This is a genomic window from Niveispirillum sp. KHB5.9, from assembly GCF_048066115.1.
In the GTDB taxonomy this organism is placed as follows: domain Bacteria; phylum Pseudomonadota; class Alphaproteobacteria; order Azospirillales; family Azospirillaceae; genus Niveispirillum.
Map to the genome: position 1 here is coordinate 1 of NZ_JBLTYX010000018.1, position 21,751 is coordinate 21,751.

Here is a 21,751-nt window from a genome sequence, read left to right on the forward strand (position 1 = left end):
CTCTAAGGCCGCCCGTCTAAACAGTGTTTCAGTTTCACACCAGAATCGACCGGTCGATCTCCTTGATCGAGCGCACGCCGGTCAGCGCCATGGCGACCTTCATCTCCTTGGCGAACAGCTCCAGCAGCTGGGTCACCCCACCCTCGCCGCGTGCGGCCAGGGCATAGAGCCAGGCGCGGCCCAGCAGCACGCCTTGGGCACCGAGGGCCAGCATGCGCACCACGTCCAGGCCGGAGCGGATGCCGCTGTCGGCCAGCACGGTCAGCTTGTCGCCCACCGCCTCGGCAATGGCGGGCAGGGCGCGGGCCGAGGACAGCACGCCATCAAGCTGGCGGCCGCCATGGTTGGAGACGACGATACCGTCGGCGCCGATATCGACGGCGGCTTTGGCATCCTCGGGGTCCAGGATGCCCTTGATGATCAGCGGGCCATCCCAGCCCTGGCGGATCCATTCCAGGTCCGACCAGGAGATGGACGGATCGAAATTCGCCCCCAGCCAGCCCATGTAATCGTTCAGCCCGCTCTTGGCACCCAGCACCGGGGCCAGGTTGCCCAGCTTGTGCGGGCGGCCGTTCAGGCCGACATCCCAGGCCCAGCCGGGCCTTCCCATGGCCTGCAGCACCCGGCGCAGCGGCGCGTTGGGGCCGGACATGCCGGAATGGGCATCACGGTAGCGCGCACCGGGCACCGGCATATCGACGGTGAAGACCAGGGCCTTGGCCCCCTGTTGCTTGGCCGTGGCCAGCAGGTCACGCATGAAGGCGCGGTCGCGGATGACATAGAGTTGGAACCAGAGCGGCCCGTCGGTGCCGGCCGCCACCTCCGTCAGGGAGCAGATGGAGACGGTGGACAGGCAGAAGGGCAGGCCGGCCTTGTTGGCCGCCCGCGCCGCCTGTACCTCGCCACGGCGATGGTACATGCCGGTGATGCCCACGGGCGCCAGGCCGATGGGCATGGCCATCTTCTGCCCGAACAGGGTCGTGGACAGGTCGATATCCGCCACATTCTTCAACACCCGCTGGCGCAGCGCGATGCCGGCCAGGTCCGACACGTTGCGGCGCAACGTCTCCTCCGCGTACGCACCGCCATCGGCATAGTCGAACAGGAAACGCGGGACCCGGCGCCTGGCGGCTTCCCGGAAATCATGGGTGGAGGAGATGATCATGGTAGGGTACGGCTCCGGCAGGCCGTGCGACCGGCCGCCCTTTATGATTTGGAACGGTATCTCATATATTAGTACCAGATGCGGGCGGCATCAATAGAAGCTGATATCGCGCCCCAGCCCCGCGAAGCGCAGCCCGGCATCGACATACAGCGTCTGGCCCGTCGTCACGTCGCTTTGCAGCAGGTAGAGGCAGGCGCGTGCGACATCCTCGGCACCCGGCCCGGTGAAAAGCGGGTTCTGCGCGTGCAGCCGTTCGAACTCTTCCTGCGACTGACCGGGGGCGGGCAGGATATAGCCCGGCGCCACGGCATTGACCCGCAGGCGCGGGGCGCCGGCCCTGGCCAGAGCCTCCCCCAGCCCCATCAGCGCGTATTTGGACAGGGTGTAGGACAGGTGGTCGCCGTGCGGGCTGGCCAGTTTCTGGTCCAGGATATTGACGATGGCGCCCGTCACCCCGTCCGGCAACTGGGCCAGCAGCGCCTGCGACAACAGCGCCGGGGCGATGGTGTTGGGCAGGTAATGGGCCAGCATGCGCTCGGCCGTCAGGCTGGCGATGTCATCCCATTCGAAGATGGAGGCGCTGTTGACCAGGGCGGTCAGGGGGCGGCCCAATGCGGCGGCGGCGGCCGGGATCAGGCCCGGCACCTGGGCGGGATCGGCCAGATCGGCGGGGACGGATACCACCTTCACGCCCGTGGCGCGCAGGGCGGCCAGGGTTTCGTCCAGCTCAGGGCCAGCCGTGCGGTAATGGATGGCGACATCCATACCGGCTTTGGCACAGACCCCTGCCATGGCGGCCCCCAGCCGGCGCGCACCACCGGTGACCAGGACGGCGTGCGGCTGGGTCATGACGGGCGCTCCAGGGCGATCTGGCTGGTGAAACCGGGGTCGGCGGGGCTGTGGATCGCGATCTTCTGCGACAGGATGCGGGTGTCGAAATCGAAGATAAAGCGGCCCAGCGCCTGGGCCATGGCATCGGCATCGGTGAACGGGCCCTCATCGCGGAAAGGGCCCAGGATGTGGCGCACGATCTTCGAATAATCGACGGTCATGGAGATATCGTCGGGATCGCCGGTGAAGGGGCCGGTGACCGACGTGCCCAGGCGCAGATTGACGCGGATGTCCAGATCATCGGTCCGCCCCGCGACGGGCAGCCTTGTCGCCACCTCGCGCACCAGGATCTGGAAATGGGGGGAGGGGATCATGGTTTTCCGCCCGGCTCGACAAAAGTTCCAGCCGGGCTAATATCAGCCCGAAGCCGAAAGAGGAACAGGGGATGCTTGTGGTGCGGCGGAAGATCGGGAACCGGGCGTGAGCGGCGACCTTCTGCGCCTGTCCGGCCTGTCCCTGACCTATCCCAACGGCACGACAGCGCTGGACGGTGTCGACCTGCGCGTGGCGGAGGGGGAGTTCCTGTCGCTGCTGGGGCCCAGCGGATGCGGCAAGAGCAGTATATTGCGGTTGGTGGCCGGGCTGATGACGCCCACGGGCGGGACGGTCGACTGGGTGCGGCCGCTGGCGCGGGGCGATATCGGCTTCGTGTTCCAGGAACCGACCCTGATGCCCTGGGCCCGGATCATCGACAATGTGCGCCTGCCGCTGGACCTTGCGGGCGTGGCCAGGGCGGAGGCGGATGAGCGGGCGGCGGATGGCTTGCGCCGCGTGGGGCTGGGCGATTTCCTGAGGGCGTTTCCGCGCGAATTGTCGGGCGGCATGAAGATGCGCGCGGCCCTGGCCCGCGCCCTGGTGACACGGCCGCGCCTGCTGCTGCTGGATGAGCCGTTCGCGGCGCTTGACGAGATCACGCGGCTGAAGCTGAACGACGATCTGTTGGCATTTTGGGGGCGGGAGCGGTTCACGGCGGTCTTCGTCACCCATTCGGTGTTCGAGAGCGTCTATCTGTCAGGCCGCATCGCCGTCATGGGGCCACGGCCGGGGCGGGTGGCGGCGCAGATGGATGTGGACCTGCCCTATCCGCGCGACCTGCCGGTGCGCACCGGTGCAGCCTATGGCGCCATTTGCCGCGAGGTATCGGAACGGCTGCATCTGGCCATGGGAGAAGCGGCATGAGCGGGGATTGGCCACATCGCCTGCTGCCGCCGCTGGTCGGGCTGCTGTTCCTGGGTTTCTGGGAAATGGCGGTGTCGGTGTGGGAAATCCCGCCCTTCGTGCTGCCGCCGCCCAGCGCCATTGCTAAGGCGCTGTGGAATGACGCGCCGCTGCTGCTCCAGTCTGGTTGGATCACCCTGATCATCACGGTGCAGGCCTTTCTGCTGGCTCTGATCACAGGCGTGGGGCTAGCGGTTCTGTTCCGGCAGTCGCGTGCGCTGGAGGCGGCACTTTACCCCTATGCGGTGATTTTGCAGGTCACGCCCATCGTGGCCATCGCCCCCTTGGTGATCATCTGGGTCGGGTATGAGCAGGTGAACCTGTCGCTGCTGATCCTGGCCTGGACCGTGGCCTTCTTCCCCATACTGTCCAACAGCACGGCCGGGCTGGCATCGGTGGACCCGAACCTGCGCGACCTGTTCCGGCTTTATGGGGCCACGCGCTGGCAGCTGCTGTGGCATTTGCAGCTGCCATCGGCCCTGCCCTATATCGTGGCCGGCGCCAAGATCTCCAGCGGGCTGGCACTGATCGGGGCGGTGGTGGCGGAATTCGTCGCCGGATCGGGTACCGCGTCCGGATTGGCCTGGCGCATCATCGAGGCCGGTAACCGATTGAATATGCCCAGGCTTTTTGCGGCCCTGACCCTGCTGTCGGTCCTGGGCATCGCGATTTTCGCGGCCCTGTCCTGGGTACAGCGTCTGCTGCTGCGCCGCTGGCATCCGGGCACGATGGGGTAGGGCCAAACCCGTCTTTTGCGGCACCCTTCCATCGGTAGCACCAGCCGGGTAACGCCAATGACCCCGGCGCCCAATGCCGCTTCCCGGCGTTGAACCGGCACGACCACCCAGGGAGCATCCCCGAAGAGGCGGTCGTAAAGCCGGTGATGGATACCCGCGCCCAGGCCGCCTTCGAGCACCCCCGGCACCATCCCGGCCCGCCCCACCCCGATGCCACGGGGTGGCCAAACGTGATGAATGGGAGATATGAGATGACCACCTACAGCCATTTCAACGTGATCAATGGCACCGTCGCGGCCGAAGCCATCAATGGCGGCGCCGGGTTCGATTGGATCACGGGCGGTGCCGGCAATGATGTCGTCAATGGCGGCGGCGGCCTGAATGCCGCGGTCTTCACCGGCAATTCCCGCGATTACGACATCGATGTCGACAATGGCATCGCCACCATCAGCGGTGCCGACGGCACCGACACCTTGCAGAACGTCCAGTTCGCCGTCTTCGCCGACAAGACCGTGGCCCTATTCGAGGCGACGCCGCTGTTCAGCGGGTTCGACGAGGATTTCTACCTGCAGAGCAATCCGGACGTGCTGGCCGCCGTCCAGGCCGGTGTCTATGAGAGCGGCGAGGAGCATTTCGAGAATTACGGCAAGTTCGAGAACCGCGTCTATCAGGCCACCGATGGCTTCGACGCGGCCTATTACGCGGAGGTCTATGGCGACGTGCAGGCCGCCGGCATCGCCGCGGTCACCCATTACGAGACCAATGGCCAGGCCGAGGGACGCAGCACGCATCTCTATTTCGACGCCAACTATTACCTGGAGGCCAATCCCGACGTGGCACTGGCCGGCGTCGATCCCTGGACCCACTATGCCACCTATGGCTGGAAGGAAGGCCGCAACCCGTCGCCCTTCTTCGATGTCGACGCCTATCTGACGGCCAATCCCGACGTGGCGGCCGGGGGCATCGACCCGCTCTACCATTACCTGAACTGGGGTGAGGAAGAGGGCCGCCAGGCCCATATCGACACCAGTTTCTATGCCATCGCCTGACCTTTGACAGGTTCTTGTATGATCCGCATAGGCCGGGCCTAGCTTGAACGGACCGGATAGGCTGGGGGAGATAGTCTTCTCCGGCCTTTCCCTGGTTCGGCCTAGGGCTCGAATGGTAATTCCAAAGACTTTGGAGACAATTTCTTCCCTTCCGGTGTTTCAACTCCAGGCAATCAAACTGGGCTGAGAGAGGAGACATCCATGGGCAACCATACGCAATTCACCCGTCACAATGGCACCAGCGGCAATGACACGCTGGAGGGTGGTGCCGGCTTCGATCTTCTGAACGGTGGGACCGGCAACGACACGCTGAACGGTGGCGGCGGGCTGAACGCCGCCGTCTATAGCGGCAATGCCGACGCCTACGGCATCTCCGGCATCGATTCGCCGACGGTGGTGATTTCCGGGTTCGAGGGCACGGACACCCTGACCAATGTCCAGTTCGCCATCTTCGCCGACAAGGTCGTGCCGCTGTACAAGCCGACGCCGCTGTTCGAATTCGACGAACAGTTCTATCTGAACAGCAACCCCGACGTGTTTGCCGCCGTGCAGAACGGCACCTATAGCAGCGGCCTGCAGCATTACAACCTGCATGGTCAGGCCGAAGGCCGGCTGGGCGGGCCCAGCGGCGTGTTCGATGCCGGCTATTACGTCGCCGTCTATGGCGACGTGGATGCGGCCAACATCCCGGCCATCGACCATTACAATACCTATGGCCGGGCCGAGGATCGCAGCATCAACCTGCTGTTCGATGTCGATTACTATCTGTCCAGCAATCCCGACGTGGCCGCGGCCGGTGTCGACCCCTGGACGCACTATACCTTCTATGGCTGGAAGGAAGGTCGCAACCCGTCGCCCTTCTTCGATAGCGACGCCTATCTGGCGGCCAATCCCGACGTCGTCGAACTGGATATGAGCCCCCTCTACCATTATCTGAACTGGGGTCAGAAGGAAGGCCGCGACATCTATCTGGACACGTTCTTCCTGGTCGCCTGATATCTGCCCCCCTCCCGATGGGCTGTCCCATCGGGAGGGGGTATGACACGCTTGCGGGCAGGGGGTTGTTGACCCGCCAGGACGGTTAATGTCAATTGGCATGGTGCACCGCCCCATCGATGCGGCGCACCAGGGCCAGGAACCGTGCAGACCGGAACAATCACCTCCGCGTGGGAAGAGAATCAGTTCGTCCTGGCCGCGGCCGGTCGCTGGGATATCGCGTCCGCCGAACGGCTGGGCCCGCAATTGCAGAACCGCAATCCGGGGCGCAAGGGCGCGCCCGTCTGTCTGGACCTGTCGGGCCTGACGGCGCTGGATACGGCCGGCGCCCTGCTGCTGGACCGGTTGATCCGCCGCCTGCGCGGGCAAGGGCATGTGGTGGCTGTGGTGGGCGCCCGTCCCGATCTCTGCACGCTGTTGAAGGATGTGCAGCGTGCGGCTGCGGGTGTCGCTGTGCATGCCCCCGCGCCGTCGGAGCCCCGCCCCGCTTTCCCGCTTGCCGATCGTATCGGTCGCGCAACGGTCGGCATCTGGCATGACATCCTGTCCATGCTGGCCTTCCTGGGCCTGGTCACGGTGACGGCCTTGCGCCTGCTGCGCACGCCTTCCCGCATCCGGCTGAAGCCGCTTTTCTTCCATCTGGAACAGGTGGGGTTGAATTCCCTGCCCATCGTCGGCCTGCTGTCCTTCCTGATCGGCATCGTTCTGGCCTATCAGGGCGCGGATCAGCTGCGTCGTTTCGGTGCCGAAATCTATGTCGTCAACCTGCTGGGCATCGGTGTCCTGCGGGAGATCGGCATATTGATGACCTCCATCATCGTCGCCGGCCGCTCCGGTTCCGCCTTCACCGCCCAGATCGGGACCATGAAGGTGAACCAGGAGGTGGACGCCATGCGCACGCTGGGCCTGGACCCGGTGGAGATGCTGGTGCTGCCGCGCCTGTTCGCGCTGGTCATCGCCCTGCCGCTGGTGGGCTTCTTCGCCAATGTCATGGCTTTGGTTGGCGGTGCCATCATGGCCTATGCCTATCTCGACATCAATTTCGGGCAGTTCGCCCGCCAGCTCCAGATCGCGGTCAGCACCACGACCCTGTTCGTGGGCCTGTCGAAGGCGCCGGTCTTCGCCGCCGTCATCGCCCTGGTCGGCTGTTTTGAGGGGCTGCGGGTCAGCGGCAGTGCCGAAAGCGTGGGCCTCTTGACCACGCGATCGGTGGTCATCTCCATCTTCCTGGTGATCCTGCTGGATGCCGGCTTCTCCATCCTCTTCTCCTATATCGGGATCTGACATGGCGGCGCCCGTCATCTCCGTCCGGGGTCTGAAGACGCGCTTCGGCGCGCAGATCGTGCATGACGGCGTCGACCTGGATGTGATGAAGGGGGAGGTGATCGGCCTTGTCGGCGGGTCGGGCACCGGCAAATCCGTGCTGCTGCGTGAGATCGTGGGGCTGATGGACCCGTCGGCCGGCCGCATCCAGGTGCTGGGCCGCGACACCGCCACACTGTCGGAGACGGAGCGGCTGGCGCTGCAGGCCCGCTGGGGCATGCTGTTCCAGGACGGGGCGCTGTTCAGCTCGCTGACCGTGCTGGAGAACATCAAGGTTCCGCTGAAGGAACATACCAGGCTGCCCCAGGAACTGGTGGATGAGATCGCGCGGGTGAAGGTGGCCATGGTCGGCCTAGCGCCCGATGCGGGGGACAAATACCCCTCGCAACTGTCGGGCGGCATGCGCAAGCGCGCCGGCCTGGCGCGTGCCCTGGCGCTGGATCCGGAAATCCTGTTCCTGGACGAACCGACGGCCGGTCTGGACCCGATCGGGGCGGCCGCGTTCGACGAACTGATCGGTTCCTTGCAGAAAAGCCTGGGCCTGACCGTTTTCATGGTGACCCATGATCTGGACAGCCTGTATGCCATCTGCGACCGCATCGCCGTGCTGGTGGACAAGAAGCTGGTGATCGGTACGATTGACGAACTGCTGCGCCAGGATCATCCCTGGATCCGCGATTATTTCCACGGGGTCCGCGGACGCGCGGCCAGTGCGGCGAAGGGGAACTGAGGGACATGGAAACACGGGCCAATTACACGGCTGTCGGTGCCTTCGTCCTGGCGCTGGCCACCGCCGCCTTCATCTTCGTCATCTGGCTGGCCAAGGTGCAGTTCGACAAGGCCATCCAGCCCTATTACATCATGGTCACCGGCACGGTGACCGGGCTGGTGGAAGGTGGCCCCGTGCGCTATCGCGGCGTCAATGTCGGCACCGTCACCGATATCCGCATCAATCCCGAGAATGTCGAGGAAGTGCGGCTGACCATCGAGGTACCGCAGGATACGCCGATCAAGACCGACGCCATCGCGTCCCTGGAGCCGGTGGGCGTGACCGGTGGTGTGTATGTCGAGATCGCCGGCGGCAGCCGGGAGGCACCGCTGCTGCGCGAGAAGGTCAGCGGCATCCCGGTGATCCCCTCGCGCCCCAGCTCCATCGCCGCCGTGCTGTCCAAGGCGCCGGAGGTGCTGGAGAACCTGATGCAGATCTCCCAGCGCCTGACCCTGCTGCTGAATGACGACAACCAGAAATCCATCGGCACCCTGCTGGCCAATCTGGCGCTGGCGTCGGGCAATGCCAATGAGACCATGCGCAATTCCAACCTGCTGATCGCCGACCTGCGCAAACAGGTGGATGTGCTGGGCCGGCAGGCGGAGGTGCTGATGATCACCACCAACGACACGGTGGGCAAGGTCGGCCGCGATGCCAGCGTGATCTCCGCCGAACTGGCCAAGACCACCAAGGAAATCAACAAGCTGTCGGCATCGCTGGCGGGCATGATCGAGGAGAATCGCGAGCCCATCCGCGATTTCACCGCCACCGGCCTCTATGACCTGTCCCAGCTTCTGATCCATCTCCAGGATTTGACCAGCAATCTCAGCCGCGTGTCGCGCCGGCTGGAGCGCGACCCGACCGACCTGCTGTTCGGCGGCAATAGCGGAGTGAAAGCGGAATGACCTCGCCCAAGCCCCTGAACCGCCGCGCCCTGCTGGCGCTGGCCGCCACGGCACCGCTGGCGGCTTCCTGCACGCCGGCCCAGCTGCTGACCGGCGGCAAGGCGCAGAAGGTCTATGTGCTGACCCCGGCACGGGAATTCACCGCCGGCCTGTCGCGCGCACCGTGGCAGCTGCTGGTGGAAACGCCGCTGGCCAATTCCGCCGTCGACACGCCGCGCATCATGCTGGGCGAGACGTCCAACCGCATGACCTATTTCTCCGGCGCCAGCTGGGCCGATACCGGCCCGGACATGATGCAGACCCTGCTGGTGGAAAGCTTCGAGAACAGCCGCCGCATCGTGGCGGTGGGCGTGGAGCGGTCGGGCCTACGCGCCGATTTCATTCTGAAGACCGACCTGCGCGACTTCCACGCCAATTACAAGGGCCACGATCCCAGCAATACCGCCCCGGAGGCCACCGTGCGCATCAATGCCAAGCTGGTGCGCCTGCCCCGGCGCAACATCGTGGCCGGCGACACGTTCGAGGCGACGGTGCGCGCCAGCAGCCCCCTGCTGGACGACATCATCCGCGCCTTCGACCAGGCGACGGGGGCCGTGCTGCGGCGTATCGTCGAATGGACCTTGCAGCAGGGAATGGCCAATACCGAGGCCTATCCGCTGGCCTGGATCGCCGAACCGGCCGCCTTCCGTTGATCGGGGACTGAGCGCTTGACCCGTTTTCCGCTGATTTCCGCCCTGGCGCTGTCGCTGGCAGCCTTTCCGTCCGCAGCCCAGGCGCCGGCCAAGGTGCCGGTGCCCAAGAACCTGGTCGTGGCCAGCGGCGTGGTCACGGGCCTGTACTATCCCGTGGCGGGGGCCATCTGCCGGCTGGTCAACCAGGACCGCCCGCGCCACGGGTTCCGTTGCCTGGTGGAGGCGACGGAGGGGCCGGTGCAGAACCTGACGGCGCTGCGCGCCGGAGAGGTCGATCTGGCCCTGGTGCAGTCCGACTGGCAGGGGGCGGCGTTCCGGGGCGAGGGGCGCTTTGCCGGTCCCGGCGCCTTCAAGGATCTGCGCGCCGTGGCCACGCTGCATGCGGAGACGGTGACCCTGCTGGTGCGGCCCGATGCGGAGATCGACAATCTGGCGGCGCTGAAGGGCAAGCGGGTCAATCTGGGCCCGCGCGGGTCGGCGTTGCGCAACCTGTCCGACACGGTGATGGATGCGGCGGGTGTGCGCCTGAACGATGATGCCGACATGGCGCCCGATGCGGCCTTGGCGGCCCTGTGCGCCGGGCAGTTGGATGCCGCCTTCTTCGCCGTCGGCCATCCCAACGCCAGCGTGCAGCAGGCGACCTCCACCTGCGGAGCCGTGCCGCTGGCCATCACCGGCGCCGGCATCGACAAGCTGCTGACCGGGCGCAAGGACCTGACCCGGGCCACGATTCCCGGCAATCTCTATCCCGGCATCCAGGACGAGGTGGCAACCATCGGTGTGGCCGCCACCCTGGTCACCCGCGCCGATGTGCCCGATGCGGCCATCGCCGAAGTGGCGCGGGTTCTGCTGGAACAGCGGCCGGATCTGGCGGGACAGCACCCGGTGTTCAATACGGTGCCCGTTGACGGCATGGCCGATCGGGCGCGGACGGCGCCCTTGCACCCGGCCGCGGCGAGTGCTTTCGCAGCGACAGGCCCGGCGAAGCCCTGATCCAACGATTCGTTGAAACGTGCCATGCATGCGTATGCCGCACCCGAACGGCGCAGCCCATGAAAGGCGTCGTCCTATCCTTCCGGATGGTGGTGTTGCGCCGCTCTGCGTGGCACGAGTGGATTGTTTCGGTTTGTTCTTGTTTTTGGCGTTCGCAATTGGCACCGCCTTGCACTAAATGTTAAAGAAACAGGAACGACGCTTAAAGCCGGGTTTCTTTCCGGCTCCATGTTCGTCCGGTCGTCCCAGGGAGGGTTTGTCCACCCCATGTCCGACAAGTTGACCCAGCAGGATGTTCAGCGTCTGCTGACCGATCCGTCGCCCAATACCCGTGCCGACATGGCCGGGAAGGTTGCGCAGCATTTCGCCGCGACCAGCCTGTCGGCGTCGGAGCGGGTCCTGGCGGAAGACATCGTGCGCATCATGGCGCGCGACGTGGCCACCCGTGTGCGCGCCGCCCTGGCCGACAGCCTGAAGACCAATTCCGGCATTCCCCGCGACATCGCCATGTCCATGGCGCGCGACGTGGAGGAAGTGTCCCTGCCCTTCATCGAGGTGTCGACGGTCCTGACCGACGACGACCTGGTGGAGATCATCCGTTCCGGCTCATCCGACAAGCAGACGGCCGTGGCCAAGCGCGCCAATGTGACGGAAAGCGTGGCCGATGCCCTGGTGGAGCGTGGCAGCGAGAAGGCCGTGGCCGCCCTGATGTCGAACGATACGGCGGTGGTGGGCGAAAAGGCCATGACCAAGGCGCTGGACCGGTTCCCCGACAGCGAGGCGGTGGCCGGCCCCATGGTCAACCGCGCCAAGCTGCCGGTGACGGTGGCCGAACGTCTCGTGGCGCTGGTGTCCGAACAGCTGCGCGAGCGGCTGGTGGCCAAGCATGAGCTGCCCAACGACATCGCCGCCGACATCGTCATCCAGAGCCGGGAAAAGGCCACCTATGGCCTGGTCGGCGGGGCGGGCGATGCCGATCTGGAGAAGCTGGTGGTGCAACTGCGCCGCAGCCACCGCCTGACGCCGTCGCTGCTGCTGCGGGCGCTGTGCATGGGCGACGTGCCCTTCTTCGAGATGGCGCTGGCCCAGCTGGGGCAGGTGCCGGTGACCAATGCGCGTTTACTGATCCATGATGCCGGCCGGCTGGGCCTGAAATCGCTGTTCGATCGCACGGGCCTGCCACCCAAGCTGTACCCGGCCCTGCGCATCGCGCTGGACGTGGCGAACGAGACGGATTTCGACGGGCTGGACCATGATCTGGAACGCCATCGCCGCCGCATGCTGGAACGCATCCTGACCCAGTTCGAGGAACTGGCCAGTGACGATGTGGATTATCTGCTGACCAAGCTGAGCGATCTGACGGCTGCGGCTTGAGTTTTTTGTTCCCTAAGGCGCCGGGCGCCGCCATCCGGCGGCTTGGCTTACGCGCCCACGTGGGCGCGGGCCGGCAGTCGCCGGCCTCCAGCAGCATGAGACACTGGCTCATGCTGCTGGTGTGATCGACCCGATCTGTTTTATCCCCGCAGATACCATTCCCATTCCAGCGGCGTGACCCGCTGGTTGAACTTGGCGCGTTCGGCCCGCTTGGTGATGGCGTAGGTATCGACGAACGCCGCGCCCAGCCACTGGCGCAGCACGTCCGAGGACTGGAACAGGTCCAGCGCCTTGCCCCATTCGTCGGGCAGGCGGGGGGCGTCCACCGCCTCATAGGCATTGCCCGCCAAGGCCGGGCCGGGATCGATCTTGCCGTCCAGCCCATGCAGCAGCCCGGCCAGCATGCCGGCCAGCACCAGATACGGGTTCGCGTCGGCCCCGGCGATGCGGTATTCCACCCGCCGGCTATCCGGTCCGCCGGCGGGGATGCGCAGCGGCGCGGTGCGGTTGTTCACGCCCCAGGCGATAACCGTGGGGGCATAGGAGCCGACCTGGAACCGGCGCCAACTGTTGGCACCCGGTGCGGCCAGGGCCATGCAGGCCGGCATGGTGGCCGCCATGCCGCCGATGGCATGGCGCAGCGCGTCGGAGCCTTCCGCCGCTTCGGCCGCGAAGATGTTGCGGCCATCCTTGTCCAGCACGCTCATATGGATATGCATGCCGCTGCTGGCCTGGCCGGTATAGGGCTTGGCCATGAAGCTGGCCTCGTACCCGTGCTTGTGCGCCACGCCGCGCACGGTACGCTTGAACAGCACGGCATCGTCGGCGGCGCGGAGCGCGTCCGGGCGGTGGGCCAGCGTAATCTCGTACTGGCCGGGCCCATACTCGGCGATGGCGGTGCCGGCGGGGATGCCCTGGGCCTGGGCGGCGGCGGTGATCTCGTCCATCACCTCCTCGAACTCCTCCAGCTCCGTCAGGCCATAGACCTGGGTACGGTTCTGGGGCAGGCCGCTATGCTTGGACACGGGCGGGGAGGGTGGGGCGTCGAAGGCGCGGTCACGGTCGAACAGGTAGAATTCCAGCTCGATCGCCACCATCGGCGTCAGGCCGCGCTGTGCCAGCTCCGTTACCAGATTTTCCACCAGGGCCCGGGGGGCATAGGGGAAGGGGGAGCCGTCGCCATCGTGCATGGACAGCATCACCTGGCCCAGCGGCTTGGCGGCCCAGGGCACGGGTGCCAGCGTGCCGGTGACGGGACGGCAGATGCGGTCGGGCACGCCCATCTCCACGGACATGCCCGTCTCCTCCACCGTGTCGCCGGTGATGTCGACGGCGAAGGTGCAGCCGGGGAAGGCCACGCCGTCCTTCCACACCTTGGTCAGCTCATTGATGGGCACGCGTTTGCCCCGGAACACCCCGCACAGATCGGGCAGCAGCACATCCACGGCCGTCACGGCCGGGTGCTGCTGCCGGAAAGTCTCGATCTCGCGAAGCAAATCCTGGGTCATTCGGAGGCTTGGTCCTATGGTCGTGACAAGGCACGCATGGCAACAGGGGGCGGGGACGCTGTCAAGCCGGCTGGCTCGCCGGACTGGTCTGAAACAATTGAATCCGCGCGGTCCGGCGGCACCGCTTGCCGGCCCCGGCCCTTGCGCGCATAGAATATCACGCAGGGAAACGGGGTGATGACAGGGCCATGTTCAGGACCATCCGCTTCAAGCTGGCGGCCTCATTCGCGGTGGCGGTGCTGGCCGCCGTCACCATCGGGCTGGTGGCGGTGCTGGTGGTGCGTTCCACGGGCGATCTTGTCATCCGCATGTACGACCAGCCCTTGCAGGCCATCAATTACGCCCGGCTGGCCCAGACCAATTTCGTCATGCTGGACCTGATGGTCGACCGCGCGCTTAAGGCGCCGGGCGGTCTGCCGGAGAATTTCCGCGAGGATCTGGAGATCAATGACGAGGATTTCCTGGCCAGTCTGGCCGTGGCCGAAGAACGCGGCCTGAACCCGGAAATCCGCACCTATACGGCCCGCATCCGGGAACAGAACGGCGCCTGGCTGACGGCCGTGCGGCAATTGACGGAGATGGGGCAGCAGGCGCCCGACCATGGGACGGCCATGACGGGGATGGAGACGCTGGCATCCGGCATCATCGCCAATCTGGAGATCGTGACCCAGATGGCGGCGGAGGATGGCTATCGCTTCCGCCTGTCGGCCGAAGCGACGATCCAGGAGGCGGCCGATCGCACGACCATGCTGATCGCCGCCCTGTTCACGCTGGTGGTGGGCATCACCATCGCCCTGATCCGCCATATCGTGACGCCGCTGGACCGCTTGACCCGCGCCACGATCCAACTGGCCGGGGGCGACATGGATGTGGCGGTCCCCCACACGGCGCGGCGCGATGAGATCGGCCGGGTGGCGGGCGCGTTGGGCGTGTTCAAGAGCGCCATGGAGGAGGTGCGCGAGGCGCAGGAGAAGGCCGAGGCCGCCACCCGCGCCAAGTCGGAATTCCTGGCCATGATGAGCCATGAGATCCGCACGCCGATGAATGGCGTGCTGGGCCTGACGCGGCTGCTGCTGCGGTCGGGCCTGGATGAGGAACAGGCGCGGCTGGCCACCACGGTGCTGCAATCGGGCCAGTCGCTGTTGCGCATCCTCAACGACATCCTGGATTTCTCCAAGCTGGAGGCCAGCCGGGCGGAGATCGAGGTCCTGGATTTCGAACTGGCTTCGCTGGTTGCCGGTTCCACCATGCTGATGCGCAACCGGGCGGAGGAGAAAGGCCTGTGGCTGGCGGAGGAGGTGGATGAAAGTCTGCCCGCCTATCTGAAGGGCGATCCCAACCGCCTGCGCCAGATCATGCTTAACCTGCTGGGCAACGCCATCAAGTTCACCGAGGCCGGTGGCGTCACCCTGCGCGCCCGTGCTGTGCAGGATCGACTGCGGGTGGAGGTGGCGGATACCGGCATCGGCATATCCGAGGCGGCGCGGGCCAAGCTGTTCGGCAGCTTCGTGCAGGCCGACAGTTCCATCACCAGGCGCTTCGGCGGCACCGGCCTGGGGCTGGCCATCTGCAAGAAGCTGGTGGAGGCCATGGGCGGGACCATCGGCGTGGACAGTATCGTCGGCCAGGGCAGCACCTTCTGGTTCGAACTGCCGCTGGTGGAGGGCGCGGCGGTGGCCGGCGATGCGGGTGTGGATGTCGATGCCCCGGCCGTGCGGCCCCTGCGCGTCCTGGTCGCCGACGACAATGCCGTCAACCGCAAGGTCCTGGCCGGTGCTTTGGCCGAACATGGCCACATGGTGCTGTTCGCCGAGGATGGGGAACAGGCGGTTGCCATGGCGCGCGACACCGACCCGCCGCTGGACCTGATCCTGATGGATGTGCATATGCCGCGCATGGACGGGATGAGTGCGGCCCGCGCCATCCGCGCCCTGGAGGGGCCGGTATCCGGAGTGGTGATCGTCGCCGCCACGGCCAGCGTCGGCGGCGACGGTATCCAGCGCTGCCGCGATGCCGGCATGGACGCGCATGTGGCCAAGCCCATAGACCCGGCCAACCTGTACCGGGTGATCCGGGGGCTGTTCCCCGATGGGGCGGGAATGCCCGCCGATGCCGACCTGGCCGAGGCCGGGGCGGTTGCCGGTTCACTGCTGACCGGTACGGAACCGTTCGTGCCGGAAATGCTGACCGATATGGCCGACAGCATGGGGCCGGACATGGCGCTGGACCTGATCGACACGTTCCTGTCGATCCTGCCGGAGGTGGAGCCGGACCTGTTCCCGGCCGAAGGGCTTCCCGATCCGGGGCAGGCGGGGGAGGTGGCGCATTCCCTGAAATCGGCCGCCGGGAGCCTGGGTCTGGCCCAGGTCTATCGCACGGCGGCGGCGGTGGAGGCGGCGGGACAGGTGGGCGACGGGGCGGCCCTGGCGGCACTGTTGCCCGACCTGCGCGGCGATCTGGATGCGGGCCTGGCCTGGCTGCGTGAACAGCGCACCCGATTCGAGATGGTTGCCGAGGAGGCCGGGGCATGAACCCGTTGCGTGATGGCGCCCGCCTGCGGGTGCTGCTGGCCGAGGATAACGCGTTCGAGGCGCGGCTGATCCAGGGCGTATTGCGCCAGCTGGGCGTTGGCATGGTCGCCCATCACCGTGATGGCGCCGGTGCCATGAGTGCCGTGACGGCGGACATGACACCCTTCGACCTGGTGATCTCCGACTGGAACATGCCGAACGGCACGGGGCTGGACCTGCTGCGCCATGTGCGGGACGTGTGGAAACACACACCCTTCCTGATGCTGACGGCCCATGCCACCGTTGACTTTGTCAAGGCGGCGAAGGCCAATGCCGTGGATGCCTATCTGGTCAAACCCTTCGCCCCCCGTGATCTGGCGGGCCGGATCACCCAGCTGCTCAGTGCTTGAAAAGACCCATCCATGCTGACCCAGAACCATATTCCCGGCTTCGAGAAGCTCACTGTCCTGCTGGTGGAGGATAATGCCTTCGCCCAGCGTCTGGCGCGGCAGGTGCTGGTGCAACTGGGGGTGCAGAACATCCATATCGTTGCCGACGGCAAGGCGGCGATCGAGGCGCTGGAGGAGACGGAGCTGCGATACGACCTGATCATCTCCGACTGGAACATGCCCAATGTCACGGGGCTTGAACTACTCCAGCATGTGCGCAAGACCTGGGAGAACATGCCGTTCCTGATGCTGACCGGCAACCAGACCGTGGATTTCGTGCAGGCGGCGCGGGCCAACAAGGTCGATGCCTACATCATCAAGCCCTTCTCGCCGCAGCAGCTGCGCCAGAAGATATGTGCCATATTCAACATCAAGGGCTGAAGCCCACCCGTCCCTTCCGGGCCGGGCCATGCAGGGGAGGGTTCGATGCACAGGCAGGAACGTATCATCATGGGCGCGCTGCTGGCCGTGCTGGCGGGCACCGCGACGTCTGCCGGCGCGCTGGAGCTTGCCGGGCTGAACCAGCGCAACGAATTGCTGCTGTTCTCCGATAAGGCACCGGGCACGGTGAAGACCGTCCCGGTCACGGGTGTGAAGGGCAAACTGTTGGGCCTGGATGTGCGGCCGGCCAATGGCAAACTCTATGCCCTGGCCACGGATAACAGCCTCTACACCATCGATATCGCCACGGGCGTGGCCACGCCGGCGGCCAAGCTGTCGGTGCCGCTGGCCGCCATCGACCATGTGGTGGTGGATTTCAATCCCCAGGCCGACCGGCTGCGCGTGATGGGGTCGGACGGGCAGAACCTGCGGGTCAATGTCGATACCGGCGTGGCGGCGGTGGACAAGCCGCTGGCCTATCACGCCAATGACAAGGTGAATGCCGGCAAGAAGCCCGCCATCTATGCCGGCGCCTATATCAATTCCTATGCCGGGGCCACGCAGACGCAGCTGTTCGACGTGGATAGCGGTGTGGGCGCCTATATCTCCCAGGACCCGCCAAATGACGGGGTGCTGCGCACCGTGGGGCCGCTGGGCGTGCCGGCGGGCACGATCGTGGAAGGGATCGACATCTTCACCGACAGTGCCGACGAATATCACGGCCGCGCCGTTGCCGGCGGCGTGCTCTATGACCTGGACGTGCAGCGCGGCACGCTGAAGAAGCGGGGCCGCATCGGTGCCGGTGACGCGGTCATCGACATCGCAATCCTGGACAAGCGCTGAACCGGCGGAGGGGAAGGCGATGGCCACTGATCTCCGTGAACGTGCAGGGGCCTTGGCACCCCTGGCCGCCCTGCTGTTCCTGGCCGGGTCGGCGGGTGCGGTCGATCCGCCCAGCATCACCCAACAGGGTATCGCCTTCACCCCGCGCGCCGTAACTATCAAGGTCGGCCAGCAGGTACTGTTCCGTAACGAGGACCCGTTCGGCCACAATGTCTATTCGCCGAACATGGAGAGCATCTTCGATATCGGCTTGCAGGAGCCGGGGACGGAGACCCCGGTGACTTTTAGCGTGGCTGGCGAAATCACCATCCAGTGCCGTATCCATCCCAAGATGCGGGCCAAGGTAACGGTCGTGCCGTGACCCTCACGCCACAGCCGGCTTCGGCCTGCGCGCCGGCAGGATGGTGATGACGATGCCGGCGAACAGCAGCGCCATGCCGGCGAGGCGTACCGGCCCGAACGTTTCTCCGAAGGCCAGATGCGCCGCGACCGTGCCGGTGACAGGCACCAGCAGGGAGAAAGGCGCCACCAGGCTGGCCTTGTATTCGCGCAGCAGCATGCCCCAGATGCCGAAGGCCACCAGGGTGGACAGGCAGACGATGTAGAGCAGCGACAGGCCGGCGGTCCAGGAGAAGCCGGTCACGGCGGCCCAAACCCGGTCCGGCCCCTCCACCGCCAGTGACAGGGCGAAAACCGGCAGCGGCGGTACGGTGGACAGCCAGACCATCAGCGGGAAGGTCGGCGTGGGTGGCAGGCGGCGGGTCAGCACATTGCCCGTGGCCCAGCTTGCCGCCGCCAGCAGTGTCAGGATGAAGCCGACCCAGGTGACATCAAGCCCCACCGTGCTGGCCGTCACCACCAGGCCCAAGGCCGCCACACCGGCCCCGGCCAGCTGCTGCCCCCGCGGCCGTTCACCCAGCATCAGGGCCGCGATCAGCATGGTCAGGAAGGCCTGGCATTGCAGGACGATGGAGGCCAGGCCCGGCGCCATGCCCTGGTCCATGCCCATGAACAGGAAGACGTAATGGCCCATGAACAAGAAGGTGGAGACCAGCGCCAGCTGTTTGAACCCGATCCCCTTGGGCCGCGGCACGAACAGCACCGGCAGGGCTGCCAGGGTGAAGCGCAATGCGGTCAGCAGGATGGGCGGAAAGCCGGTCAGGGCCAGCTTGATGATCACGAAATTGGCCCCCCAGATCACGGCGACCAGAAAGGCGAGGGCGATATGGAGGGGACGCATGGGATGTTCATCCGGCGGGGCGGCGATGGGAGCCTGATCGGAACATGGCAATATTGCTGACGCAATTGCCAACATGTGCTGATGACAATGCTGTTCCCTCAGGCGCCGGGCGCCGCCATCCGGCGGCTTGGCTTGCGCCGCACGCGCGGCGGGCCGGCAGTCGCCGGCCTGCAGGAGCATGAGTTCCCAACTTATGCTCCTGGGGGGTTGCCGCCATCGTTGCCGCCGGGCACTCTGGCACCCGACAGGCGGGCAGCGCCCGCATTACGGGAGAGCCCCTAGAATGGACGCCATCGCCGCCACGAACTGGCAGGACCGCGCCGCCCGGCTGCAATTCCGCACCCAGGCCTTCATCGACGGTGCCTATGTGCCCGCCGCCAGCGGCAAGACGTTTGAGAATATCAGCCCGCGCGACGGCAAGGTGCTGACCAGCATCGCTGAATGTGATGTGGAGGATGTGAACCGCGCCGTGGCATCCGCCCGCCGTACCTTCGAGAGCGGCGTCTGGCGCGACACCCATCCGCGCAAGCGCAAGGCGGTGCTGCTGAAGCTGGCCGCACTGATCGAACAGCATGCCGACGAGCTGGCGCTGCTGGAGACGCTGGACATGGGCAAGCCCATCCGCGACAGCCGCACCATCGACGTGCCGTTGTCCGCCCGCTGCGTGCAGTATTATGCCGAGGCCATCGACAAGCTGTACGATCAGGTCGGCCCCAGCGGGCCCGATGCCATGTCGCTGATCCTGCGGGAACCGCTGGGCGTCATCGGCGTGGTCGTGCCCTGGAACTTCCCGCTGATGATGGCGGTGTGGAAGGTGGCGCCCGCACTGGCCACCGGCAATTCGGTGGTGCTGAAGCCGGCGGAGCAGTCGCCGCTGACCGCCATCCGGCTGGCGGAGCTGGCGGTGGAGGCGGGCGTGCCGCCGGGCGTGCTGAATGTCGTGCCCGGGTTCGGGGAGACGGCGGGCCAGGCCATCGGCCGCCACATGGATGTGGACATGCTGGCCTTCACCGGATCGACCGAGGTCGGCAAGTATTTCATGCGCTATTCGGGCGAGAGCAACCTGAAGCGTGTGTCGCTGGAATGCGGCGGCAAGACCCCGCACATCATTATGCCCGACGCCGCCGACCTGGAGAAGGCGGCCGCCAACGCCGCCGGCGGCATCTTCTTCAATCAGGGGGAGGTCTGTAACGCCGGCTCCCGCCTGCTGGTGCATGAGAGCATCAAGGACGAGTTCCTGGAGCGGGTAATGCACCATGCCAAAGGCTGGATGCCGGGCGATCCGCTGGACCCCGCCACCACCATGGGCGCCATGGTCGATGCCAGACAGCATGAGCGGGTGCTGGGTTATATCGAGAAGGGCAAGGCGGAAGGTGCCAGCCTGCGCCTGGGAGGCGGAGCCGCACGGACGGAGACGGGCGGGTATTATATCGAGCCCACCCTGTTTGACGGCGTGGACAGCTCCATGACCATCGCGCGGGAGGAGATTTTCGGGCCCGTCCTGTCGACCATCACCTTCAAGACCACGGAAGAGGCGTTCAAGATCGCCAATGACACGATCTATGGCCTGGCCTCGGCCATCTGGACCCGTGACATCTCCGTCGCCATGAAGGCGGCCCGCACGATCAAGGCTGGCAGCGTCTGGATCAACTGTTTCGACGCCGGCGATATCACCACGCCGTTCGGCGGTTTCAAGCAGTCCGGCTTCGGCCGCGACAAGAGCCTGCACGCGCTGGAGAAGTACACGGACTTGAAAAGCGTCTGGATCGACCTTTCTTAATATGTGCGCCCTCAATTGCCGGGCGCCGCCATCCGGCGGCTTGGCTGCGCCGCATGGGCGGCGCGGCGGCAGTCGCCGCCGTACCGACGGTCATGAACTATGACCGTCGGTATAAGTGTGAAGCGACCAATGATGGGTTGAACCGCCGCCGATTTCCCGCTAGGTCAGAGAATGCAGAATATCCTAACCAGGAGTGCCGCCTTGCTCGTCAACCCGATCCGTCTTGAGGACGAAAAGCCGGAGTCCGATGCCCAGGAGGAAAAGGCCAAGGCCCCGCCCTCCATCGCACAGAATCTGTTCAAGGCCCGCACCATCCTGCTGTTCGGCGAGATCAACCAGAAGGTGGCGCAGGCCGTGACGGCCCAGCTGCTGGGTCTGGCCGCCGAGAATGACGAGCCGATCAAGCTGGTCATCAACTCGCCGGGCGGCCATGTCGAATCCGGCGACACGATCCACGACATGATCCGCTTCGTGAAGCCGCGCGTGCTGATCCTGGGCACGGGCTGGGTGGCGTCGGCCGGCGCTCATATCTTCCTGGGCGCTGCCAAGGAAGACCGCTACTGCCTGCCCAACACCCGCTTTATGATCCACCAGCCCGCGGGCGGCGTCGGCGGTCCCGCCACCGACATTGCCATCGAGGCCAAGGAGATCATCAAGATGCGCAAGCGCATCAATGAAGAGATCGCCAAGGAAACCGGCCAGCCGGTGGAACGCGTGGCCGTGGATACCGACCGGAATTTCTGGATGTCGGCGGAAGAGGCCAAGGAATATGGCATCGTCAGCCATATCATCGAGACCGCCGAAGCGTTCAAGTAATACATGTTCCCTCAGGCGCCGGCCGCCGCCATCCGGCGGCTTGGCTTGCGTGACCATGGGGTCGCGGGCCGGTAGTCGCCGGCCTCCAACGATCATTTCATGATCGTCGGTA

The 21,751-nt window shown here is 65.9% G+C and carries 22 protein-coding genes; 17 read left to right on the forward strand and 5 right to left on the reverse strand.

Features of this window, described 5'->3' with window-relative positions:
- Positions 1 to 34: 34 nt before the first annotated feature.
- The 3 genes from lldD to ACM9HJ_RS23535 form a co-directional block, all read right to left on the reverse strand.
- Positions 35 to 1,165, reverse strand: coding sequence for an FMN-dependent L-lactate dehydrogenase LldD (lldD, locus tag ACM9HJ_RS23525; RefSeq protein ID WP_416574215.1), 1,131 nt, complete (start codon positions 1,163 to 1,165; stop codon positions 35 to 37).
- Positions 1,166 to 1,255: 90 nt separating this feature from the next.
- A complete protein-coding gene (locus tag ACM9HJ_RS23530) occupies positions 1,256 to 2,014 on the reverse strand; it encodes an SDR family oxidoreductase (protein WP_416574216.1) in 759 nt (252 codons plus the stop codon).
- A complete protein-coding gene (locus ACM9HJ_RS23535) occupies positions 2,011 to 2,370 on the reverse strand; it encodes a hypothetical protein (protein WP_416574217.1) in 360 nt (119 codons plus the stop codon). Before ACM9HJ_RS23535 ends, ACM9HJ_RS23530 begins: the two co-directional genes overlap by 4 nt.
- 106 nt (positions 2,371 to 2,476) lie before the next feature.
- Between ACM9HJ_RS23535 and ACM9HJ_RS23540 the strand changes: the two genes are divergently transcribed.
- The 10 genes from ACM9HJ_RS23540 (at position 2,477) to ACM9HJ_RS23585 (ending at position 12,112) form a co-directional block, all read left to right on the forward strand.
- Entirely contained in the window at positions 2,477 to 3,235 is a 759-nt protein-coding gene (locus ACM9HJ_RS23540; RefSeq protein WP_416574218.1) for an ABC transporter ATP-binding protein, read from the forward strand.
- A complete protein-coding gene (locus ACM9HJ_RS23545) occupies positions 3,232 to 4,011 on the forward strand; it encodes an ABC transporter permease (RefSeq protein WP_416574219.1) in 780 nt (259 codons plus the stop codon). Before ACM9HJ_RS23540 ends, ACM9HJ_RS23545 begins: the two co-directional genes overlap by 4 nt.
- A gap of 251 nt (positions 4,012 to 4,262) precedes the next feature.
- Entirely contained in the window at positions 4,263 to 5,060 is a 798-nt protein-coding gene (locus tag ACM9HJ_RS23550; protein ID WP_416574220.1) for a hypothetical protein, read from the forward strand.
- 201 nt (positions 5,061 to 5,261) lie between these two features.
- Positions 5,262 to 6,056, forward strand: a complete 795-nt coding sequence (locus tag ACM9HJ_RS23555) for a hypothetical protein (RefSeq protein WP_416574221.1) — start codon at positions 5,262 to 5,264, stop codon at positions 6,054 to 6,056.
- 144 nt (positions 6,057 to 6,200) lie between these two features.
- Positions 6,201 to 7,340, forward strand: coding sequence for an ABC transporter permease (locus ACM9HJ_RS23560; protein WP_416574222.1), 1,140 nt, complete (start codon positions 6,201 to 6,203; stop codon positions 7,338 to 7,340).
- 1 nt (position 7,341) lies between these two features.
- Positions 7,342 to 8,109 (forward strand): ABC transporter ATP-binding protein, encoded by a 768-nt coding sequence (locus ACM9HJ_RS23565; protein ID WP_416574223.1) that lies wholly within the window; start codon positions 7,342 to 7,344, stop codon positions 8,107 to 8,109.
- A 5-nt stretch (positions 8,110 to 8,114) separates the two neighbouring features.
- Entirely contained in the window at positions 8,115 to 9,053 is a 939-nt protein-coding gene (locus ACM9HJ_RS23570; RefSeq protein WP_416574224.1) for an MlaD family protein, read from the forward strand.
- Entirely contained in the window at positions 9,050 to 9,745 is a 696-nt protein-coding gene (locus ACM9HJ_RS23575) for an ABC-type transport auxiliary lipoprotein family protein (RefSeq protein ID WP_416574225.1), read from the forward strand. The genes ACM9HJ_RS23570 and ACM9HJ_RS23575 overlap by 4 nt, the downstream gene beginning before the upstream one ends.
- A gap of 15 nt (positions 9,746 to 9,760) precedes the next feature.
- Positions 9,761 to 10,738 carry a TAXI family TRAP transporter solute-binding subunit gene (locus ACM9HJ_RS23580; protein ID WP_416574226.1) on the forward strand — a complete coding sequence of 326 codons (978 nt, stop codon included), beginning with the start codon at positions 9,761 to 9,763 and terminating at the stop codon, positions 10,736 to 10,738.
- Between the two features lie 267 nt (positions 10,739 to 11,005).
- The gene (locus ACM9HJ_RS23585) at positions 11,006 to 12,112 is read left to right on the forward strand and encodes a DUF2336 domain-containing protein (protein ID WP_416574227.1); all 1,107 of its coding nucleotides are present in this window, start codon (positions 11,006 to 11,008) and stop codon (positions 12,110 to 12,112) included.
- A gap of 140 nt (positions 12,113 to 12,252) precedes the next feature.
- Here ACM9HJ_RS23585 and ACM9HJ_RS23590 read toward each other — a convergent pair whose 3' ends face one another.
- Entirely contained in the window at positions 12,253 to 13,620 is a 1,368-nt protein-coding gene (locus ACM9HJ_RS23590; protein WP_416574228.1) for a glutamine synthetase family protein, read from the reverse strand.
- A gap of 188 nt (positions 13,621 to 13,808) precedes the next feature.
- Between ACM9HJ_RS23590 and ACM9HJ_RS23595 the strand changes: the two genes are divergently transcribed.
- From ACM9HJ_RS23595 to ACM9HJ_RS23615, 5 genes are read left to right on the forward strand one after another with little or no spacing between them, the layout of a single operon-like run.
- The gene (locus ACM9HJ_RS23595; RefSeq protein WP_416574229.1) at positions 13,809 to 16,151 is read left to right on the forward strand and encodes an ATP-binding protein; all 2,343 of its coding nucleotides are present in this window, start codon (positions 13,809 to 13,811) and stop codon (positions 16,149 to 16,151) included.
- Entirely contained in the window at positions 16,148 to 16,540 is a 393-nt protein-coding gene (locus ACM9HJ_RS23600) for a response regulator (RefSeq protein WP_416574230.1), read from the forward strand. The genes ACM9HJ_RS23595 and ACM9HJ_RS23600 overlap by 4 nt, the downstream gene beginning before the upstream one ends.
- A 12-nt stretch (positions 16,541 to 16,552) precedes the next feature.
- The gene (locus ACM9HJ_RS23605) at positions 16,553 to 16,960 is read left to right on the forward strand and encodes a response regulator (RefSeq protein WP_416574231.1); all 408 of its coding nucleotides are present in this window, start codon (positions 16,553 to 16,555) and stop codon (positions 16,958 to 16,960) included.
- Between the two features lie 45 nt (positions 16,961 to 17,005).
- Positions 17,006 to 17,803: a DUF4394 domain-containing protein gene (locus ACM9HJ_RS23610; protein ID WP_416574232.1), complete on the forward strand. Its 798-nt coding sequence runs from the start codon at positions 17,006 to 17,008 to the stop codon at positions 17,801 to 17,803.
- Positions 17,804 to 17,822: 19 nt separating this feature from the next.
- Positions 17,823 to 18,164 (forward strand): cupredoxin domain-containing protein, encoded by a 342-nt coding sequence (locus tag ACM9HJ_RS23615; RefSeq protein ID WP_416574233.1) that lies wholly within the window; start codon positions 17,823 to 17,825, stop codon positions 18,162 to 18,164.
- 3 nt (positions 18,165 to 18,167) lie between these two features.
- Here ACM9HJ_RS23615 and ACM9HJ_RS23620 read toward each other — a convergent pair whose 3' ends face one another.
- Positions 18,168 to 19,043 (reverse strand): EamA family transporter, encoded by an 876-nt coding sequence (locus ACM9HJ_RS23620; protein ID WP_416574234.1) that lies wholly within the window; start codon positions 19,041 to 19,043, stop codon positions 18,168 to 18,170.
- Positions 19,044 to 19,326: 283 nt separating this feature from the next.
- On the opposite strand from ACM9HJ_RS23620, the gene ACM9HJ_RS23625 reads away from it, so the two are divergent.
- Together ACM9HJ_RS23625 and ACM9HJ_RS23630 are read left to right on the forward strand one after the other, a co-directional pair.
- Positions 19,327 to 20,823 (forward strand): aldehyde dehydrogenase, encoded by a 1,497-nt coding sequence (locus ACM9HJ_RS23625; RefSeq protein WP_416574235.1) that lies wholly within the window; start codon positions 19,327 to 19,329, stop codon positions 20,821 to 20,823.
- A 171-nt stretch (positions 20,824 to 20,994) separates the two neighbouring features.
- The gene (locus ACM9HJ_RS23630; RefSeq protein WP_416574236.1) at positions 20,995 to 21,639 is read left to right on the forward strand and encodes an ATP-dependent Clp protease proteolytic subunit; all 645 of its coding nucleotides are present in this window, start codon (positions 20,995 to 20,997) and stop codon (positions 21,637 to 21,639) included.
- Positions 21,640 to 21,751: the final 112 nt, after the last annotated feature.

What these genes read in the sequence shown, in the direction of transcription:
- ACM9HJ_RS23620 (WP_416574234.1), bottom strand. Translation starts at nt 19,043, where the DNA reads ATGCGTCCCCTCCATATCGCCCTCGCCTTTCTGGTCGCCGTGATCTGG.
- ACM9HJ_RS23530 (WP_416574216.1), bottom strand. Translation starts at nt 2,014, where the DNA reads ATGACCCAGCCGCACGCCGTCCTGGTCACCGGTGGTGCGCGCCGGCTG.
- ACM9HJ_RS23570 (WP_416574224.1), top strand. Translation starts at nt 8,115, where the DNA reads ATGGAAACACGGGCCAATTACACGGCTGTCGGTGCCTTCGTCCTGGCG.
- ACM9HJ_RS23545 (WP_416574219.1), top strand. Translation starts at nt 3,232, where the DNA reads ATGAGCGGGGATTGGCCACATCGCCTGCTGCCGCCGCTGGTCGGGCTG.
- ACM9HJ_RS23630 (WP_416574236.1), top strand. Translation starts at nt 20,995, where the DNA reads ATGCAGAATATCCTAACCAGGAGTGCCGCCTTGCTCGTCAACCCGATC.
- ACM9HJ_RS23585 (WP_416574227.1), top strand. Translation starts at nt 11,006, where the DNA reads ATGTCCGACAAGTTGACCCAGCAGGATGTTCAGCGTCTGCTGACCGAT.
- ACM9HJ_RS23555 (WP_416574221.1), top strand. Translation starts at nt 5,262, where the DNA reads ATGGGCAACCATACGCAATTCACCCGTCACAATGGCACCAGCGGCAAT.
- ACM9HJ_RS23600 (WP_416574230.1), top strand. Translation starts at nt 16,148, where the DNA reads ATGAACCCGTTGCGTGATGGCGCCCGCCTGCGGGTGCTGCTGGCCGAG.
- ACM9HJ_RS23625 (WP_416574235.1), top strand. Translation starts at nt 19,327, where the DNA reads ATGGACGCCATCGCCGCCACGAACTGGCAGGACCGCGCCGCCCGGCTG.
- lldD (WP_416574215.1), bottom strand. Translation starts at nt 1,165, where the DNA reads ATGATCATCTCCTCCACCCATGATTTCCGGGAAGCCGCCAGGCGCCGG.
- ACM9HJ_RS23535 (WP_416574217.1), bottom strand. Translation starts at nt 2,370, where the DNA reads ATGATCCCCTCCCCCCATTTCCAGATCCTGGTGCGCGAGGTGGCGACA.
- ACM9HJ_RS23615 (WP_416574233.1), top strand. Translation starts at nt 17,823, where the DNA reads ATGGCCACTGATCTCCGTGAACGTGCAGGGGCCTTGGCACCCCTGGCC.
- ACM9HJ_RS23575 (WP_416574225.1), top strand. Translation starts at nt 9,050, where the DNA reads ATGACCTCGCCCAAGCCCCTGAACCGCCGCGCCCTGCTGGCGCTGGCC.
- ACM9HJ_RS23610 (WP_416574232.1), top strand. Translation starts at nt 17,006, where the DNA reads ATGCACAGGCAGGAACGTATCATCATGGGCGCGCTGCTGGCCGTGCTG.
- ACM9HJ_RS23605 (WP_416574231.1), top strand. Translation starts at nt 16,553, where the DNA reads ATGCTGACCCAGAACCATATTCCCGGCTTCGAGAAGCTCACTGTCCTG.
- ACM9HJ_RS23590 (WP_416574228.1), bottom strand. Translation starts at nt 13,620, where the DNA reads ATGACCCAGGATTTGCTTCGCGAGATCGAGACTTTCCGGCAGCAGCAC.
- ACM9HJ_RS23550 (WP_416574220.1), top strand. Translation starts at nt 4,263, where the DNA reads ATGACCACCTACAGCCATTTCAACGTGATCAATGGCACCGTCGCGGCC.
- ACM9HJ_RS23565 (WP_416574223.1), top strand. Translation starts at nt 7,342, where the DNA reads ATGGCGGCGCCCGTCATCTCCGTCCGGGGTCTGAAGACGCGCTTCGGC.
- ACM9HJ_RS23595 (WP_416574229.1), top strand. Translation starts at nt 13,809, where the DNA reads ATGTTCAGGACCATCCGCTTCAAGCTGGCGGCCTCATTCGCGGTGGCG.